The sequence below is a fragment of the Micromonospora sp. L32 genome, from assembly GCF_052068055.1.
GTDB classification, from domain to species: Bacteria; Actinomycetota; Actinomycetes; order Mycobacteriales; family Micromonosporaceae; genus Micromonospora; species Micromonospora purpureochromogenes.
This window is the reverse complement of the sequence record NZ_JBQHDD010000001.1, coordinates 428,273-444,380: the sequence shown is the minus strand read 5'-3', so window position 1 is coordinate 444,380 and position 16,108 is coordinate 428,273. Positions and strand designations below refer to the sequence as shown.

The 16,108-nt window shown below is 73.4% G+C and carries 11 protein-coding genes; 7 read left to right on the top strand and 4 right to left on the bottom strand.

The genetic code is table 11. The features are described from left to right. Positions 1-2: 2 nt before the first annotated feature. From ACTMTB_RS02185 to ACTMTB_RS02170, 4 genes are all read left to right on the top strand, one after another. The gene (locus ACTMTB_RS02185; protein WP_441142243.1) at positions 3-827 is read left to right on the top strand and encodes a carbohydrate ABC transporter permease; all 825 of its coding nucleotides are present in this window, start codon (positions 3-5) and stop codon (positions 825-827) included. After that, on the top strand, positions 824-1,846 hold the full coding sequence (locus ACTMTB_RS02180; RefSeq protein WP_441142242.1) for a glycoside hydrolase family 43 protein: 1,023 nt from the start codon (positions 824-826) through the stop codon (positions 1,844-1,846). The genes ACTMTB_RS02185 and ACTMTB_RS02180 overlap by 4 nt, the downstream gene beginning before the upstream one ends. Positions 1,847-2,268: 422 nt before the next feature. Continuing rightward, entirely contained in the window at positions 2,269-3,933 is a 1,665-nt protein-coding gene (locus ACTMTB_RS02175; protein WP_441142241.1) for a glycoside hydrolase family 10 protein, read from the top strand. Positions 3,934-4,108: 175 nt separating this feature from the next. Then, on the top strand, positions 4,109-4,648 hold the full coding sequence (locus tag ACTMTB_RS02170) for a phospholipase (protein WP_441142240.1): 540 nt from the start codon (positions 4,109-4,111) through the stop codon (positions 4,646-4,648). 52 nt (positions 4,649-4,700) lie between these two features. On the opposite strand, the gene ACTMTB_RS02165 is transcribed toward ACTMTB_RS02170, so the two are convergent. Both ACTMTB_RS02165 and ACTMTB_RS02160 read right to left on the bottom strand, forming a co-directional pair. Beyond that, positions 4,701-7,532 carry an ATP-binding protein gene (locus ACTMTB_RS02165; protein ID WP_441142239.1) on the bottom strand — a complete coding sequence of 944 codons (2,832 nt, stop codon included), beginning with the start codon at positions 7,530-7,532 and terminating at the stop codon, positions 4,701-4,703. A 151-nt stretch (positions 7,533-7,683) separates the two neighbouring features. Then, positions 7,684-7,905 carry an FmdB family zinc ribbon protein gene (locus ACTMTB_RS02160; protein WP_154941724.1) on the bottom strand — a complete coding sequence of 74 codons (222 nt, stop codon included), beginning with the start codon at positions 7,903-7,905 and terminating at the stop codon, positions 7,684-7,686. A gap of 38 nt (positions 7,906-7,943) precedes the next feature. On the opposite strand from ACTMTB_RS02160, the gene ACTMTB_RS02155 reads away from it, so the two are divergent. From ACTMTB_RS02155 to ACTMTB_RS02145, 3 genes are all read left to right on the top strand, one after another. Continuing rightward, positions 7,944-9,509: a lytic murein transglycosylase gene (locus tag ACTMTB_RS02155; RefSeq protein ID WP_441142238.1), complete on the top strand. Its 1,566-nt coding sequence runs from the start codon at positions 7,944-7,946 to the stop codon at positions 9,507-9,509. A 72-nt stretch (positions 9,510-9,581) separates the two neighbouring features. Further along, positions 9,582-10,598: a GNAT family N-acetyltransferase gene (locus tag ACTMTB_RS02150; RefSeq protein WP_441142615.1), complete on the top strand. Its 1,017-nt coding sequence runs from the start codon at positions 9,582-9,584 to the stop codon at positions 10,596-10,598. Between the two features lie 97 nt (positions 10,599-10,695). Then, entirely contained in the window at positions 10,696-13,968 is a 3,273-nt protein-coding gene (locus ACTMTB_RS02145) for a lamin tail domain-containing protein (protein ID WP_441142237.1), read from the top strand. 55 nt (positions 13,969-14,023) lie between these two features. On the opposite strand, the gene ACTMTB_RS02140 is transcribed toward ACTMTB_RS02145, so the two are convergent. Together ACTMTB_RS02140 and hemB are read right to left on the bottom strand one after the other, a co-directional pair. Then, positions 14,024-14,614 (bottom strand): helix-turn-helix transcriptional regulator, encoded by a 591-nt coding sequence (locus ACTMTB_RS02140; RefSeq protein WP_441142236.1) that lies wholly within the window; start codon positions 14,612-14,614, stop codon positions 14,024-14,026. A 505-nt stretch (positions 14,615-15,119) separates the two neighbouring features. Beyond that, entirely contained in the window at positions 15,120-16,103 is a 984-nt protein-coding gene (gene hemB / locus ACTMTB_RS02135; protein ID WP_280839407.1) for a porphobilinogen synthase, read from the bottom strand. Positions 16,104-16,108 lie beyond the last annotated feature (5 nt).

Here is a 16,108-nt window from a genome sequence, read left to right as displayed (position 1 = left end):
CCATGACGACTCTCCGCCGCTTCACGCGCTACGCGGTCCTGGTGCTGCTGGCCCTGGTCTTCCTGACCCCGTTGCTCTGGATGGCGATCACCTCGGTGAAGACCTACGGCGACGCCCAGAAGATCCCGCCGAGCTTCGTGCCCCACCCGTTCTCCACCTACGGCTACGAGCAGATCCTCGGCAACACCTCGAACCCGGTGTTGCGCTGGTTCGTCAACAGCATGCTGGCGGCCACCCTGCACGCGCTGCTGGTGCTGGTCACCGCCTCGATGGCCGCGTATGCGCTGGCCCGGCTCCGGTTCCGCGGCCGGGCGGTCAGCTTCGCGCTGATCATCGGGACCCTGTTCATCCCGCCCACCTCGCTGATCATCCCGAACTTCGTGATCGCCGACCGGCTCGGCTGGCTGGACACCCTGACCGTGGTGATCGTGCCCGGCGCGGCCAGCGCGTTCGGGGTGTTCTTCCTGCGGCAGTTCTTCCTCAGCATCCCCGCCGAGCTGGAGGAGGCGGCGGTGCTGGACGGCGCCAACCACTGGCAGATCTTCACGCAGGTGCTGCTGCCGCTCTCCAAGCCGGCCCTGGCCACGCTGGCGGTGCTGTCGTTCCTCACCAACTGGAACGACTTCCTCTGGCCGATCTACGTCCTGTTCAGCCCGGAGCGGCTGACCCTGCCGGCGGGCCTGGGCCTGCTCCAGGGCGCCTATGTCAGCGACTACCCGGTGATCATGGCCGGGGCGGTGCTGGCCAGCGTGCCGGTGCTGATCCTCTTCGTGGCGGCCCAGCGGCACATCATCCAGGGCGTCTCGCGCAGCGGCCTGAAGGGATGAGCGCCGGGCACACCCGGCTACGCGGTGCGGCGGCGGTCCTCGCCGCCGCACTGCTCGTCGCCGGCTGCGGCGAGAACGGTGCGGACGACCCAACGAGTACGCGGAGCGACCCGAGCATGTTCACCAACCCCGTGGTACGCGCCGACGCCCCCGACCCGCAGGTGATGCGGGCCGGCGACGCCTGGTGGCTGTTCCACACCAACAGCGGCGGCCGCAACGTGCCGGTGCGGCGCTCGGCCGACCTGGTCGCCTGGAGCGAGGCCGAGGACGCCCTGCCCGAGCTGCCCGGCTGGGCGGACCCGGGAAAGACCTGGGCGCCGGAGGCGATCCAACTCGCCCCGGACCGGTTCCTGCTCTACTACACCGTCGCCGGGCGGGATTCCGGCCGGCAGTGCGTGGGGCGGGCGGTGGCCAGCAGTCCGCAGGGGCCGTACCGGGACGACTCGACCGAACCGTTCATCTGCCAGGCCGAGCTGGGCGGGGCGATCGACGCGAGCCCGTTCCGGGACACCGACGGCAGCCTATGGCTGCTCTGGAAGAACGACGGCAACGCGATCGGGGTGGACACCTGGCTCTGGTCGCAGCGCCTCTCGGACGACGGGCTGAAGCTCATCGGCGAGCCGACGAAGCTGCTGAAGCAGACCGAGCCGTGGGAGGGCACCCTGATCGAGGGTCCGTTCTTCCACCGCCACGACGGGCGGTTGTATCTCTTCTTCGCCGCCAACGCGTACGACCGGGCCACCTACGCCGAGGGCTACGCGGTCTGCGAGAGCCCGACCGGCCCCTGCGTGAAGGCCGCCGAGAACCCGATCCTGAAGACCAACCAGGTCGCCTCCGGCCCCGGCCACGCCTCGATGGTCGTCAAGGACGGCCGGACCTGGCTGGTCTACCACGCCTGGCCGCCCGGCCAGGAGGGCAGCACGGACCCCGGCCGCCAGGTCTGGCTCGACGAGGTCTCCTGGGAGAACGGCAAACCCGTCGTGAAGGGCCCCACCGCCACCCCCCAACCCCGCCCCTGACCCCCCACCCCGCCCACCCCCCGTGGGCGCACTTTCACGGAAGAGTGGCCAACTCGGCGTAGCAGAGCGCGGCGAGCAGGGCGACCACCCCGGCGATGGCGAACGAGCACGGACACCGCGTTCGCCCCTTCCTTGACCGCCCCCGTGGCGGCCGGTGACCGGCGATGCTACCCAGCACAGACCCTCGCCAATCACCACTTCACGGGCCGATCGGGCGCTGACCCCGCGTGTGGGGACCGTCACGGTTCGCACGGTGGCCGGCTTGGCCACCCCCGGCGAGTTTGCCGGTATCCGGACATCCAGGTCGGACCCTTGCGCGAAGCCCACCAGGTGTGAAAATTTCCTACCAGCGGTAGATAGCCGCTGGCGAATCTTGCCACGGACGCCGCGACAACCGGGAGCCCGACGAAGGGACACACCGCATGAAGGCAACTCGGCTCCGAGCCGCCGGGCTGGCCGTGGCACTGCTCGGCGCGCTGGTCGCCGGCTCGCCCGCGAGCGCCGCACCGGACACGGCGGCCACCGAACCCGCCACCACCGACTGCATCACCGACCCGACCACCCCGAAGCGCCAGTTCCGGGCCATGTGGATCGCGTCGGTCACCAACATCGACTGGCCCAGCAAGGCCTCGCAGACCGCCGCCGACCAGGTGGCCAAGCAGCAGGCCGAGTACCTGGCCTGGCTCGACCTGGCGCAGAAGCTCAACCACAACGCCGTCGTCGTCCAGGTACGGCCGACCGCCGACGCATTCTGGCCCTCGCCGTACGAGCCGTGGTCGGAGTACCTCACCGGGGTGCGCGGCCAGGACCCGGGCTGGGACCCGCTGAAGTTCCTCGTCACCGAGTCGCACAAGCGGAACCTGGAATTCCACGCCTGGTTCAACCCGTACCGGGTCTCCATGCCGGCCCCGGGCGGCGCCGGCGCGGACCTCACCAAGCTCGCGCCGAACCACCCGGCGCGGCAGCACCCGGAGTGGACCTTCGCCTACCCGCCGGCCGGCGTGGCCGGCAGCCGGCTCTACTACAACCCCGGCATCCCCGAGGTCCGCGAGTTCGTCCAGACCGCGATGATGGACGCGGTCAACCGGTACGACGTCGACGGCGTGCACTTCGACGACTACTTCTACCCGTACCCGAGCGGCACCCACCAGGTGCCGGACGACGCCACCTTCGCCGCCCACAACCGGGGCTTCACCGACAGGGCGGACTGGCGGCGGGACAACATCAACCTGCTGATCCAGGAGATGAACGCCAAGATCAAGGCGGTCAAGCCGTGGGTCAAGTTCGGGGTCAGCCCGTTCGGCATCTGGCGTAACAAGTCGGCCGACCCGCTGGGCTCGGACACCACCGGCAGCCAGTCGTACGACATCATCTCCGCCGACACCCGCACCTGGGTCAAGCAGGAGTGGATCGACTACGTGGTGCCGCAGCTCTACTGGTACATCGGCCAGTATCCGGCCGCCGACTACGCCCGGCTGGTGCCGTGGTGGGCCGAGACGGTACGCGGCACCCGGGTGCAGCTCTACATCGGCCAGGCCGACTACAAGAGCGGCGAACCGGTGTACGGGCCGTTCTGGCAGAACCCGCGCGAGCTGTCCGACCACCTGACGCTCAACCGGTCGTACCCGGAGGTGCTCGGCAACGTGCACTTCTCGGCCGTGCAGGTGCGGGCCAACCGGCTCGGCGCCACCGACATCTACGCCGGCGAGCACTACTCCCGGCCGGCGCTGGTGCCGGCGATGCCGCACCTGCCCGCCAAGCCGCTGCTGCCCCCGCTGGTCACCGGGGCGGAGCGGTCCGACGATGGGGTGCGGCTGAGCTGGCGGCAGCCGGCCGACGGCCAGGGCCCGTTCGGCGACGCCACCTCGTACGCGGTCTACCGCTTCGACTCCGGCGAGCGGGTCGACGCCTGCGGCTTCGCCGACGCGTCCCACCTGGTCGGCACCCTGCGCGCCGACGACGCCACCGCGGTGCAGTCCTTCGTGGACGCCACGGCGGAGCCGGGGCGGACGTACACGTACCACGTGACCGCGCTGGACCGGCTCTGGAACGAGAGCCTGCCCAGCCCGGCGCGGGTGGTGCGCTGACCCAGCCGCGAATGCCCCGGGCGGTGTTACCGCCCGGGGCATTCGTCTGTTTCATCGTCTGTCATCAATAGTACCCGCCGGTAACACCTCCACGTATGGGAATTGATCGAAACTGATGCGACCAACGGTGATCCACCGGTCACCGGTCGTAGGCCACCCCCGCGGAGGTACCCGAATGCCCAGACGACTTGCCACCCTCTTCGCCGCCGGCGCGTTCGCACTGCTCGCCCTGCTCGGCGTGAGCTCGCCCGCGTTCGCGGTGACTCCCCAGCAGAAGCTCTCGGTGCTCTCCAGCTGGACACAGACCAGCGCCACCAGCTACAACGCCTGGAACTCCGCCCGGCTGAACAAGGCCGCCTGGGCCGACTACGCCTTCGACTGGTCCACCGACTACTGCTCGTCGAGCCCGGACAACCCGCTCGGGTTCAACTTCACCCTCTCCTGCGCCCGGCACGACTTCGGCTACCGCAACTACAAGGCCATGGGCCAGTTCTCCGCCAACAAGTCCCGCCTCGACAGCGCCTTCTACGAGGACCTGAAGCGGGCCTGCGCCCCGTACAACGCCGTCGTCCGGCCGGCCTGCTACAGCCTGGCCTGGACCTACTACCAGGCGGTCAAGACCTTCGGCTCCGTGGCCGCCGTCCAGCAGTCCGACATCGACCGGGCCGCCCGGATGAAGGCCGACGCGGAGCGCCGCGCCGCCCTGCGCGGCTGATCCCGCCGCCGTCGACTCCGCCGGGCGTCCCAGACCGGGGCGCCCGGCGGTGTCAGGCCCGCTCCCGGCGGTCCAGCTCCTGCCGGCCCGGGCCACCCTGCCGGGGCGCGGCCGCCCCGGCGGTGCGGAACCGGATCGAGTCCGCCCCCAGGTCGGGGTGCTCCACCGCCAACGCCAGCGCCGCCGCCTCCTCCAGGCCCAGCTCGCTCCCCTCGCCGTACGCGGCGTCGAAGGCGGCGTCGCCGAGCACCCGGCGCAGCTCGGCCTGGCGCTCCAGCCAGTAGCTGCCGTAGATGGCCGGGGTGGCCCGCAGTTGCGCCCGGGTCGCCTGCGCCGCGCCGAAGAGCCGGGCGGCGGTGCCCAGCTCACCACCGGCGGCGCAGCGGACCGCCACCGCGTTGACCGTGTCGCAGGCCCGGCCGTGGTAGCCGTGGCTCATCCGGGACCGGAGCGCCACCAGCAGGTGCTCGTGCGCGGCGACCAGATCGCCCCGGGCCAGGGCGACCATGCCGAGCAGCATGTCCACCGACCGCCGGCCCCGCTCGACCGGCCGCGCCGCCTCCACCGGGCGGGCCGCGCCGAGCAGCTCCGCCGCCTCGTTCAGCGCGCCCCGCCGCCACAGCAGCTCGGCCAGGTTGTAGATGGCGAAGAGCGCGTCGCCGGTCACCTGCTGCTCGTGCGCCCAGTCGATCACCTCGCGGCAGACCCGCTCCGCCTCGGCGAACTGCCCCATGTCGATCAGCGGCGCGGCCCGCCCGGCCAGCACCCGGGCGAGCAGCCCGGCGTCACCGGCCTGCCGGGCCGCCGCCTCCGCCCGCTGCGAGTAGCGCAGCTCCTCGGCGAACTCGCCGTCCGCGCCGGCGTGCAGCGAGTGCAGGTGGTACGCCGCCGCCAGCTCCGCCTCCGGGATCACCTCGCCGGTCTCGGCGATCCGCCCGTAGAGCCGGAACAGCCAGAGCCGCGCCTCCCGGGACAGCCCCCGCTCCCGCCACCACTGGTCCAGCCCGCCGGCCAGCCGCAACCCGGCCCGGGCGCTGCCCCCGGTGGCGCACCAGCGCAGGGCGGCCCGCAGCTCACTGGCCAGCGGGTCGAGCGCGTACAACGAGAGGGTCACCGGTTGGCCGTCCGGGCCCAGGTGGGCGCTCTCCAGCGCGTGCGCCGACCAGGCGACGTGCCGGTCCCGCGCCGCCTGCTCCTCGCCGGCCTCCACCAGCCGGCGGGCCGCGTACGCCCGGATCGGATCGAGCATCCGGTACGTGCTGCCCGACGCGTGCGGCTCGGCCAGCAGCATCGACTTGTCCACCAGCACCGACAGCGGATCGAGCGGGTCGTCGTCGAGCAGCCACTCCACGGTGGACAGCTCCACCGGGCCGGCGAAGACCGCCAGCCAGCGCAGCAGCCGTGACGCGCGTGGCCCCAACGTCCGGTACGACCAGGTGACCGTCGCCTGCATGGTGAGGTGCCGCTCGGTGGCGGAACGCTGCACCGCCCGGTGCGCGGCCGACGGGGGCACGGCCCCGGCCGCCGCGGCGGCCAGGTCCACGGTGTCCTGCTGGTTGCCCATCCAGCCCCGGTCCGCCGGCAGCTCCGGCACGACCCGCCCGGCGTCCAGGGTGCCGAGCACGTCGTCGAGGCGGGCGGCGAGCTGCCCGGCGGAGAGCACCCGGAGCCGGGCGGCGGCCAGCTCGATCGCCAACGGGAGGCCGTCCAGCCGTCGCACCACCCGACGCAGGTCACCGGCCTCCGCCCAGTCCGGCGGCCGGCCGCCCCGGGCCGCCGCGGTCCGGTCCAGCAGCAGCGCCACCGCGTCGCTCTCGGTACGCCCCGGCTGCGGGTCCACCGAGAGCGGCGGGATCCGCCAGACCACCTCGCCGGGCAGGCCGAAGGACTCCCGGCTGGTGGCCAGCACCCGCACCTTGCTCCCGCCGGCGAGCAGCCGGGAGATCACCTCGGCGCAGGCCGCCGGCTGGGCGTCGCAGGTGTCCAGCACCACCAGCATCTGCCGGGCGGCGGCGTACTCGACCAGGGTGTCCAGCATCGGGCGGCCCGGCTCGGGGCGCAGCCCGAGCACCGCGGCGACCGCGAACGCCACCAGCCCCGGGTCGGTGACGGTGGCGATGTCGACGAACCACACGCCGTCCGGGTACGCCTCGACCATCCCGCCGGCCAGCTCGACGGCCATCCGGGTCTTGCCGGCGCCGCCGGCCCCGAGCACGGTGACCAGCCGGTGCCGGCGTACCAGCAGGTCGAGCTCCGCGCGCTCGGCCTCCCGGCCGATGAAGGAGGTGACCTGGGTGGGCAGGTTGTGCGGCACCGCGTCGGCGGTGCGCGGCCGGGGGAACTGCCGTTCCAGGCCGGGCGCGACGAGCTGGAAGAGCCGCTCCCGGTCGTCGAAGCCGCGCAGCCGGTGCAGGCCGAGGTCGAGCAGGGACGCGCCGGAGGGCAGCGGTTCGGCGTGCCGGGCGGTCGCCGCCGAGCAGAGCACCTGCCCGCCGTGGGCGGCGGCGGCCACCCGGGCGGCCCGGTGCACCTCAGGGCTGGCGTACTCGCCGTCGCGCGGCTCCGCGTAGCCGGTGTGCAGCCCCATCCGCACCCTGGGGGTGGCCTCCGGGGTGGGCCAGTCGTGGGTGGACAGCGCGCGTTGGGCGGTCAGGCAGGCGGTCAGCGCCGCCGCCGCGTCGGGAAAGGCGAGGAAGAACGAGTCGCCCTCGGTCAGCAGCTCCGCGCCGTCGGTGCCGGCGAGGGTGTCCCGGAGCAGCCGGCGATGCTCCCACAGCACGGGGCGGTAGCCCGACCCGAGCAGCTGGGCCAGCCGGGTCGAACCCTCGATGTCGGTGAACACGAAGGTCACCCACCCGCTCGGGAGGTGGATCCGTGGCGACATGCGTGGAACCTCCGCCCCTGACGTCGGCTTCATGCTGCCCTATGGTCGGGCCGTCACGCATCGTGAGAACGGCCGGGCGGCGTCCGCCCCAAGGTGCCATTGCCGCCGGTCAGCGGCAAGATCTGCCGCCGAACGGGCCGGTCGTGGCCGCTCAGCAGCAGCCGCCACCGCCGCAGCAGCCACCGGCCGGCGCCGGCGGAGCGCCGCCCACCGGTCCACCACCGCCCCGGCCGGTCACCGCGACGGTGGAGAGCAGCTTGACCGTGTCGGCGTGTCCCTGCGGGCAGGACGCCGGATCACCGGCCCGGGCCATCGGGCGGTTGACCTCGAAGGTGTCGCCGCAGGCGCGGCAGCGGAACTCGTACCGGGGCATGCTCCCAGCGTACGACCGGGCCTGACGGTCGCACCCGGATGGGTGATACTCGACGGGTGGCGAGCGGCGAGGAACCATCGACGGTGCGACCCCTGCGACCGGCGACGCCGCCCGACGGGCCGCTCGGCAGCTCCGGCGCCGCGCCGGACCCGACCCCGGTCCCCCGCCCCCGCCGCCCCTTCCTCGACCGGTCCACGGCCGAACCGTCGACCGCGGCCACCGCCGGCGGCGCGCCGGCCACTGTGGAGCTGACCGACGGTGGGGCGGCGCAAGCCGGGCCGGGGACGCACGGCACGGCGAAGGCGGACGCCGGGACGACCGACGTGGCGGAGGCCGGCGCGGCGGAGGCCGGCGTGGCGGAGGCCGGCGCGGCGGAGGCCGGCGCGGCGGAGGCCGGCGCGGCGGAGGCCGGCGCGGCGGAGGCCGGCGCGGCGGAGGCCGGCGTGAAGGCCGCCGACGCCGAGAAGGGCGACGCGGAGAAGGCCGGCACGAGCAAGGCCGGCGCGGACAAGACCAGCGCGGAGGCCGGCGACGGGAGCAGGGCCGGCGCGGAGGCCACCGCCACGCCCACCGACGCCCCGAAGAAGGAGCCGACGAAGGACGGTGCGGAGCCGGCGAAGGACGACGCCAAGGCCGGCGGCGAGCCGGGACGGCGTCGCCGGATGCCGTTCGCGCACGCCGTGCGGCTTCCGCCGCCCCGGCAGGCGGTTGTCGGCGCGGCCCGGGCCACCCGGGCCTGGTCCCGACGCCCGAGCGGCCGGCTGACCCTGCCCGGGGTGTTCCTCGTCGCGCTGGTCGCCGCCACGGCGGTGGTCGGCGCCGTGGTGGTCCCGTCGGCCGTCCGGTCGCCCAAGCCGGTGGCCGTGGACGCGACCGACGGCGCCGTGGTCGTACCCGCGCCGGGTGCGCTGCCCGGCGCGACCGCCGTGCCGATGCTGCCGGGCGGGACGGCGTTGCCCGGGCTGCCGCCCGCGACCGCGCTGCCCGGCGGCGTGCCGCCGACCGGGCCGGTCGCCCCGCCCGCCACCGGCCGCCCGGCCGACGCCCTGGCCGCCTGGGCCCAGACCACCGGCGCGCGGGTCGGCATCTCACCGGTGGCCATGCAGGCGTACGGCTACGCCGAGCTGGTGCTCGCCGAGACCAACCGCAGCTGCCAACTGAGCTGGACCACGCTCGCCGCGATCGGGTACGTCGAGTCGCGGCACGGGCAGGCAAACGGCGCCAGCCTCCAGTCGACCGGCCGGGCCGAACCGGAGATCATCGGCGACCCGCTCGACGGGCAGGGCGGCCGGTCCCGGATCACCGACACCGACCGGGGGCTCTTCGACCGGGACACCGTCTACGACCGGGCGATCGGGCCGATGCAGTTCATCCCGACCACCTGGCAGGAGATCGGCGTCGACGCCGACAACGACGGCCGCAAGGACCCGCACGACCTGGACGACGCGGCGCTCGCCGCCGCCCGGTACCTCTGCAAGGGCGGCCGGAACATGACCATCCCCGGCGACTGGTGGGGCGCCATCCTGTCCTACAACGATGTGCGCCGGTACGCCCAGGATGTCTTCGACAGGGCCAACCAGTACGGGGTGGCCAGCCGTACGTGACGTGATCGTTCGCATACATTGCCGGACCGGACACTTCCCCCCGGCAGCCGATGACGGCAAGCTAGACGGGTGATGGTGCGCGAGTGGGATCCCCGGACCGCGTCGTCCGACGAGGTCGCGTCCGTGCTGGACACGCTGAACGCGGTCCTGGCGGCGGATCTCCCGCAGGATCCGCCCTGGCGGGAGAGTTCCCTGCGGGAATACCTCTCCGAGGTGATGCCGGGTGAGCGGCGGATCTCCTGGGTCGCTCAGGCGGAGCCCGGGCCGGACGGCGGGCCCGGCCCGATCCTCGGCCACGTGCACGTGCTGCTGCTCGGCGACATCGGCGTGCTGGAGGTGCTGGTGCACCCCGACGTCCGGCGTACCGGGCTGGGTCGTGAGCTGGTCCTGCTCGCCGCCCGCCGGGTCTACCAGGAGGGCTTCCAGTCGATCGGCGTCGAGGTGGTCGGTGACACGCCGGCGATCGCCTTCTACGAGTCGCTCGGCTTCACCCGGGAGTACGTCGAGACCCGCAGCGTGCTCGACCTCGGCGCGGTGGACTGGCCGGCGCTGGCCGAGATGGCCACCGGGATCGGCGCCGGCTACCACCTGGAGTTCTGCCCGGGCGGCCCGCCGGACGACCTGATCGAGGCGTACGCGCGGGCCAAGGCCGAGGTGCGCGACGTCGACGACGGCGAGCTGCGCCCCAGCTCGTACGACCCGCAGCGGCTGCGGGACAGCCTGGACACGCTGCACCGGCGGGGCATGAAGCCGTACATCGTGCTGGCCCTGCACGAGCACAGCGGCGAGGTCGCCGGGCTGACCGAAGTGGTGGTGCCGGCGCAGCACCCCACCCGGGCCGACCAGTACGACACGATCGTGGTGCAGGACCACCGCGGCTACGGCATCGACCGGGCGATCAAGGCCCGGATGCTGCTGGAGCTGCGCTCGGCCGAGCCGACGCTGGCCGAGGTGCAGACCTGGAACGCCCAGGCCAACGAGGCGATGCTCAAGGTGAACGCCGAGCTGGGCTACCGCCCCGACCGGGAGTGGTGCGAATACAGCGTGGACGTCGCCGAGCTGGTGCACCGACTCGACGCCGCCCGCTGACCGCGAGTTCACCACACCGCCCCCCGCGGGGGATGGACGGCGGACAGCAACGACACTTAACGTGCGTTAGTTCCCGTCCACCCATCGTGGAGGCCTTATGCGCCCGCGCCGCAGATACGCCGCGCTCGCAACCGCCGCCGCCGTCACCCTTCCGGTCATCGGCGTCGCACCCACCGCGGCCATCGCCGCGCCCACCGACCTGTTCATCTCCGAGTACGTCGAAGGCTCGTCGAACAACAAGGCGATCGAGCTGTTCAACGGCACCGGCTCCCCGGTCGACCTCACCGCCGGCGGCTACCAGCTCCAGCTCTACTTCAACGGCTCGACCACGCCGACGAACGTCGCGCTGAGCGGCACCGTCGCCGCCGGCGACGCCTTCGTCTTCGCCGCCTCCTCGGCCGCCCCGGCGGTCCTCGCCCAGGCCGACCAGACCACCGGCGCGTCGCTGTTCAACGGGGACGACGCGATCGTGCTGCGCAAGGCCGGCGCGGTGCTCGACTCGATCGGCCAGGTCGGCGTCGACCCCGGTACCGAGTGGGGCAGCGGGCTGACCAGCACCGCCGACAACACGCTGCGGCGGCTGCCGTCGGTCTCCATCGGGGACACCGACCCGTCCGACGCGTTCGACCCGGCCGCCCAGTGGACGGGCCTGCCGACCGACACCTTCGACGGTCTGGGCGCGCACACCGTGGACGGCGGCGGCCCGGTGGACCAGCCGGCCACGCTGAACTGCGGCGGCGCGCTGACCCTGGAGGCCGGCGCGACCGCCACCCGCCAGGTCACCGCCACGGACGCGGACGACACGGTCACCGATCTCGCCGTCACCTCGGTGAACCCGACGCCGGCCACCGGCTCGATCAGCCGGACGGCCTTCACGCCGGCCACCGCCGGCGGCGGCACCGCCACCGCCACGGTCACCGTGACCGGCCTGCCCGCCGGGGCGTACGCGGTGACCCTGACCGCCACCGACGCCGAGGGCGGCACCGCCACCTGCACCCTGACCGTGCAGGCCACCACCGTGCTGGCGGTGGGCGAGGTGCAGGGCCCGACCCGGGACGACGAGAACGGCCACACGGACCGCTCCCCGCTCGCCCCGGCCAGCGGCAACGGCACCAGCTCCACGCTGTACGACGTGCGCGGCGTGATCACGCAGAAGTCGCTCACCCGCACCTCGGCCGGCGCCGACCAGTACGGCTTCTACCTGCAGAGCCGTACGGGCGCCGAGGACGGCGACCCGCTCACCTCCGACGGCCTCTTCGTCTTCACGGGCTCGTTCACCACGCTGATCGGCGGCTACGCGCCGACCGTCGGCGACGAGGTGGTGCTGCGTGGCCGGGTGTCGGAGTTCTTCAACCAGACCCAGCTTTCCGGCGCCTCGCTGGTGCGCAAGCTGGACTCCGGCCTGGACGTGAACACCGCCGTCGCGGTGGACGACGCGGTCCCGCCGGCCGAGGCGGCCGACGCGAATCGGTTCTGGGAGCGGCACGAGGGCACCCGGATGCGGGTCCGCTCGGGCAGCGGGGTGTCCGCCCCGCGCCACATCTTCGCCTCCACCGCCGACTCCGAGATCTACGTGGTGGACCGCGAGGACCCGATCATGAAGCGGACCGACCCGTACGCCCGGCGGGTGTTCCGGGACGCCCACCCGCTGGACGACATCCCGGGCACCCTCTTCGACAACGGCAACAACCAGCGCGTCCTGCTGGGCGCGGGCGGGGTCAAGGCCACGGCCGGCGGCTCGGCCACGCTGCTGCCGCCGGCCCGCACCTTCGACACCCTCGCCACGGACGCGTTCGGCGCGGTCTCCTACGGCTTCAGCAAGTTCACCGTGCAGCCGGAGACGCTCTCCCTCACCGCGGGCGCCGACCCGTCGGCGAACAACCCGCCGCAGCCGGCCGACCGCAACCGTGAGGTCGCCGTCTCGACCTACAACGTGGAGAACCTGTACGACTTCCGGGACGACCCGTTCGACGGCTGCGACTTCACCGGCAACCCTGGCTGCACCGGGGTCCGGCCGCCGTTCGACTACGTGCCGGCCGACGAGGCCGACTACCGGGAGCACCTGGCCGCGCTCGCCGACCAGATCCGCACCGACCTGCACTCCCCGGACCTGATCCTGGTGCAGGAGGCCGAGGACCAGGACATCTGCACGGTCTCCGGCACCGAGTTGGTCTGCGGCGACACCAACGACGCCGACGGCGCTCCGGACACCCTCCAGGACCTGGCGCTGACGATCGCGGCCGCCGGTGGCCCGGCCTACGTCGCCGCGTACGACCGGACCGGCGCGGACGCCCGGGGCATCACCTCCGCGTTCCTCTACCGCACCGACCGGCTCTCGCTGGCCGAGGCGACCGCCACCGACCCGCTGCTCGGCGCCACGCCGACGGTGGAGTACCGGTCGGCGGGGCTGCCGTCCAACGCGGACGTGCAGAACCCGAAGGCGCTCAACGCGCAGCTGCCCGCCGACACGGACACCTCGACGGGCAAGGACGGCGACAACGTCTTCACCCGCGCCCCCCAGCTGGGCAAGTTCGTGGTGAGGGCGACGCCGGACGGCTCGGAGTCCTACCTGCTGTACGCGCTGAGCAACCACTACTCGTCCGGCCCGGACACCAGGGTCGGGCAGCGGACCGAGCAGGCGACGTACGGTGCCGCGATCGTCACCGCGATCGAGGAGTCGGACCCGCACGCCCGGGTGGTCTACGGCGGCGACATGAACGTCTTCCCCCGCCCGGACGACCCGATCGCCACCGCGGCGAACCCGACCCCGTCGGACCAGCTCGCCCCGCTCTACGAGGCCGGCCTGCACAACCTCTGGGACGACCTGGTCGCGGACGTGCCGGCGGCGGCGTACTCGTACAACTTCAGCGGGCAGGCGCAGACGCTGGACAGCATCTTCGTCAACGACGCGCTCCACGCCGACCTGGTGCAGGTGCGGACGGCGCACGTCAACGCCGACTGGCCGTCCGACGTCAGCGGCGACGGGTCGCGTGGCGCCAGCGACCACGACCCGTCGGTCGCCCGGTTCCGCGCGCAGCCGTCGCTGCGGGTGGCCGACGCGTCGGTGGCCGAGGGCGACAAGGGTGACAGCACCCTGACCTTCCAGGTCACCGTCTCCCGCCCGCTGTCGGCGCCGACGACGCTCTGCGCCGCCGCGGTCGGCCTGACCGCCTCGGCCGGTTCGGACTTCGACCCGTACGTCGGCTGCCGGGTCCTGCCCGCCGGGCAGACCTCGCTGGCCTTCCCGGTGACCGTCCGGGGTGACCGGAAGGTCGAGGCGAACGAGAAGATCGCGTTCGCGGTCGCCGGCCCGCTGAACCTGCGGCTGGCCGATCCGCTGGCGGTGGGCACCATCACGAACGACGACTGAGGTTCCTGCTGTCCCGACGGCCCGTCGGCCAGGCCTGCGCCTGGCCGGCGGGCCGTCACCAGTCGGGGCGGATCCGGGGCGGGGGCGGGTCACCGCGGTACTTCGCCACCCGCACCTCCCACTGGCTGCGCCGACGCATGGCGTCCCGCACCGCCCGGTTGCGGTGGAAGGTCTCCGGGGGACGCGCCAGCCCGTAAATGTCGGCCCACCACTCGCCGGTCTCCGGGTCGAGAATGGTGTCCAGGTGGGAGGGGTAGCGCCGCTCCGCGCCGTCGCGGGTGTCCTCGCGGTCCCGCATCGGCTGGAGCACCCGGCCGAACTCGTCGACGACCGCGAGCCGGAAGCCGGCGGCCGCGATGATGCGACGTAGCAGGGCGACGCTCGGGATCAGCGTCCCCGCCTCGATCTTGCCGATGGTGCCGTGGTGCACCTCCGCCCAGCGGGCCAACTCCCGCTGGCTCGCGTCGGCACGACGCCGAACGGCGCGCACGATGCCGGCGGCCGGCCAGGGCAGGTCGAACGGCTTGCTGAGGAAGGTCGGCTGTCCGCCGCACCCCTCGGTATCGCCGCCGGGCCGGCCACCGGGCTGGTCGCCGTCGCCGTCGGCCTCCCCGACGGGCTGGTCGGTGGGGATCACCTCACTCATGGCGTCACCGTCGCGGCTGCCCGGACTCCGCCACCACCCCCGTTGCACTGTCCTGTGGACAACCGACGGCCCTGTGGAGAACCTCCGCTGCGCGCCGCACCGCGCTCAGTAGCGCTCGGTCACCGGACCCACCGGATCGTCGAGGACAACGGTGAGTGATGGCCGGCTGAGTCCTGCGGCAGACCCGCGTGAAGCCTCGACCGCAGGGCGGCCCCCTGAACAGCCCGAACCCCCCGCCTCACCCACACCCCCACCCCACCCCTCCCGGCGCTTTGCTCTGCTGCCCTATCGGCGACGGCGACCGAGTGTGTGCGTCGCCTCCAGGGCAGCAGAGCAAAGGGAAAGTGAGGGGTGAGCTGCCGGGGGGCGGAAGATACGGACAGTGATGACGCTGGCCCGGGGGAGGCGGCAACGACCGGCGAGAAAATGGGCGGCGTGCCGCAGCCGCCCAGCAGACGACGCGGACCACGGGATGTCGCGGACCAGGGGGATGACGCGCTGGCGGTCAGTAACGCTCGCGGAGCAGCTGGGCGGCCTCGACCGCCCAGTAGGTGAGGATGATCTGCGCGCCGGCCCGGCGGATCGAGGTGAGCGTCTCCAGGATCACCCGCTCCCGGTCGATCCAGCCGTTCGCGGCGGCCGCCTCGACCATCGCGTACTCGCCGGAGACCTGGTAGGCGGCGACCGGGACGTCCACCGCGGCCCGGACCGCCGCGACCACGTCGAGGTAGGGCAGTGCCGGCTTGACCATCACCATGTCGGCGCCCTCGGCGACGTCCAGCTCGACCTCGCGCAGCGACTCCCGCAGGTTGGCCGGGTCCTGCTGGTAGGTGCGGCGGTCGCCCTCCAGCGCCGACTCGACGGCGTCGCGGAACGGACCGTAGAAGGCCGAGGCGTACTTCACCGCGTACGCCAGCACCGCGACATCCTGGTGACCGGCGGCGTCGAGGGCCCGGCGGACCACGCCGACCTGGCCGTCCATCATCCCGGACGGCCCGACCACGCCGACCCCGGCGGCGGCCTGGGCCACCGCCATCTCGGCGTACGCGGCCAGGGTGGCGTCGTTGTCGACGCCGCCGTCCGGGGTGAGCAGCCCGCAGTGCCCGTGCGAGGTGAACTCGTCCAGGCAGAGGTCGCTCATCACCACGGTGGCGTCACCCACCTCGGAGACGACGTCCCGGATGGCCACGTTGAGGATGCCGTCCGGGTCGATGCCGCCGGAGCCGGTCGCGTCCCGCGACGCCGGCACCCCGAAGAGCATGATCCCGCCCACCCCGGCCTGGACCGCCTCGACGGCGGCCTTGCGCAGCGAGTCCCGGGAGTGCTGGAGCACCCCCGGGAGCGACGCGACGGCCCGTGGCTCGGTCAGCCCCTCCTTGACGAACATCGGCACGACCAGCTCGGCCGGGTCGACGCGGGTCTCGGAGACCAGCCGCCGCACGGCCGCGTTACGGCGCAGCCGGCGGGGCCGGATCTCGGGGTACGGCACGACAG

Coding starts and splice junctions, on each gene's coding strand:
- ACTMTB_RS02180 (WP_441142242.1), top strand. CDS start 824: ATGAGCGCCGGGCACACCCGGCTACGCGGTGCGGCGGCGGTCCTCGCC.
- ACTMTB_RS02170 (WP_441142240.1), top strand. CDS start 4,109: ATGCCCAGACGACTTGCCACCCTCTTCGCCGCCGGCGCGTTCGCACTG.
- ACTMTB_RS02155 (WP_441142238.1), top strand. CDS start 7,944: ATGGGTGATACTCGACGGGTGGCGAGCGGCGAGGAACCATCGACGGTG.
- ACTMTB_RS02150 (WP_441142615.1), top strand. CDS start 9,582: ATGGTGCGCGAGTGGGATCCCCGGACCGCGTCGTCCGACGAGGTCGCG.
- ACTMTB_RS02160 (WP_154941724.1), bottom strand. CDS start 7,905: ATGCCCCGGTACGAGTTCCGCTGCCGCGCCTGCGGCGACACCTTCGAG.
- ACTMTB_RS02165 (WP_441142239.1), bottom strand. CDS start 7,532: ATGTCGCCACGGATCCACCTCCCGAGCGGGTGGGTGACCTTCGTGTTC.
- ACTMTB_RS02140 (WP_441142236.1), bottom strand. CDS start 14,614: ATGAGTGAGGTGATCCCCACCGACCAGCCCGTCGGGGAGGCCGACGGC.
- ACTMTB_RS02175 (WP_441142241.1), top strand. CDS start 2,269: ATGAAGGCAACTCGGCTCCGAGCCGCCGGGCTGGCCGTGGCACTGCTC.
- ACTMTB_RS02185 (WP_441142243.1), top strand. CDS start 3: ATGACGACTCTCCGCCGCTTCACGCGCTACGCGGTCCTGGTGCTGCTG.
- ACTMTB_RS02145 (WP_441142237.1), top strand. CDS start 10,696: ATGCGCCCGCGCCGCAGATACGCCGCGCTCGCAACCGCCGCCGCCGTC.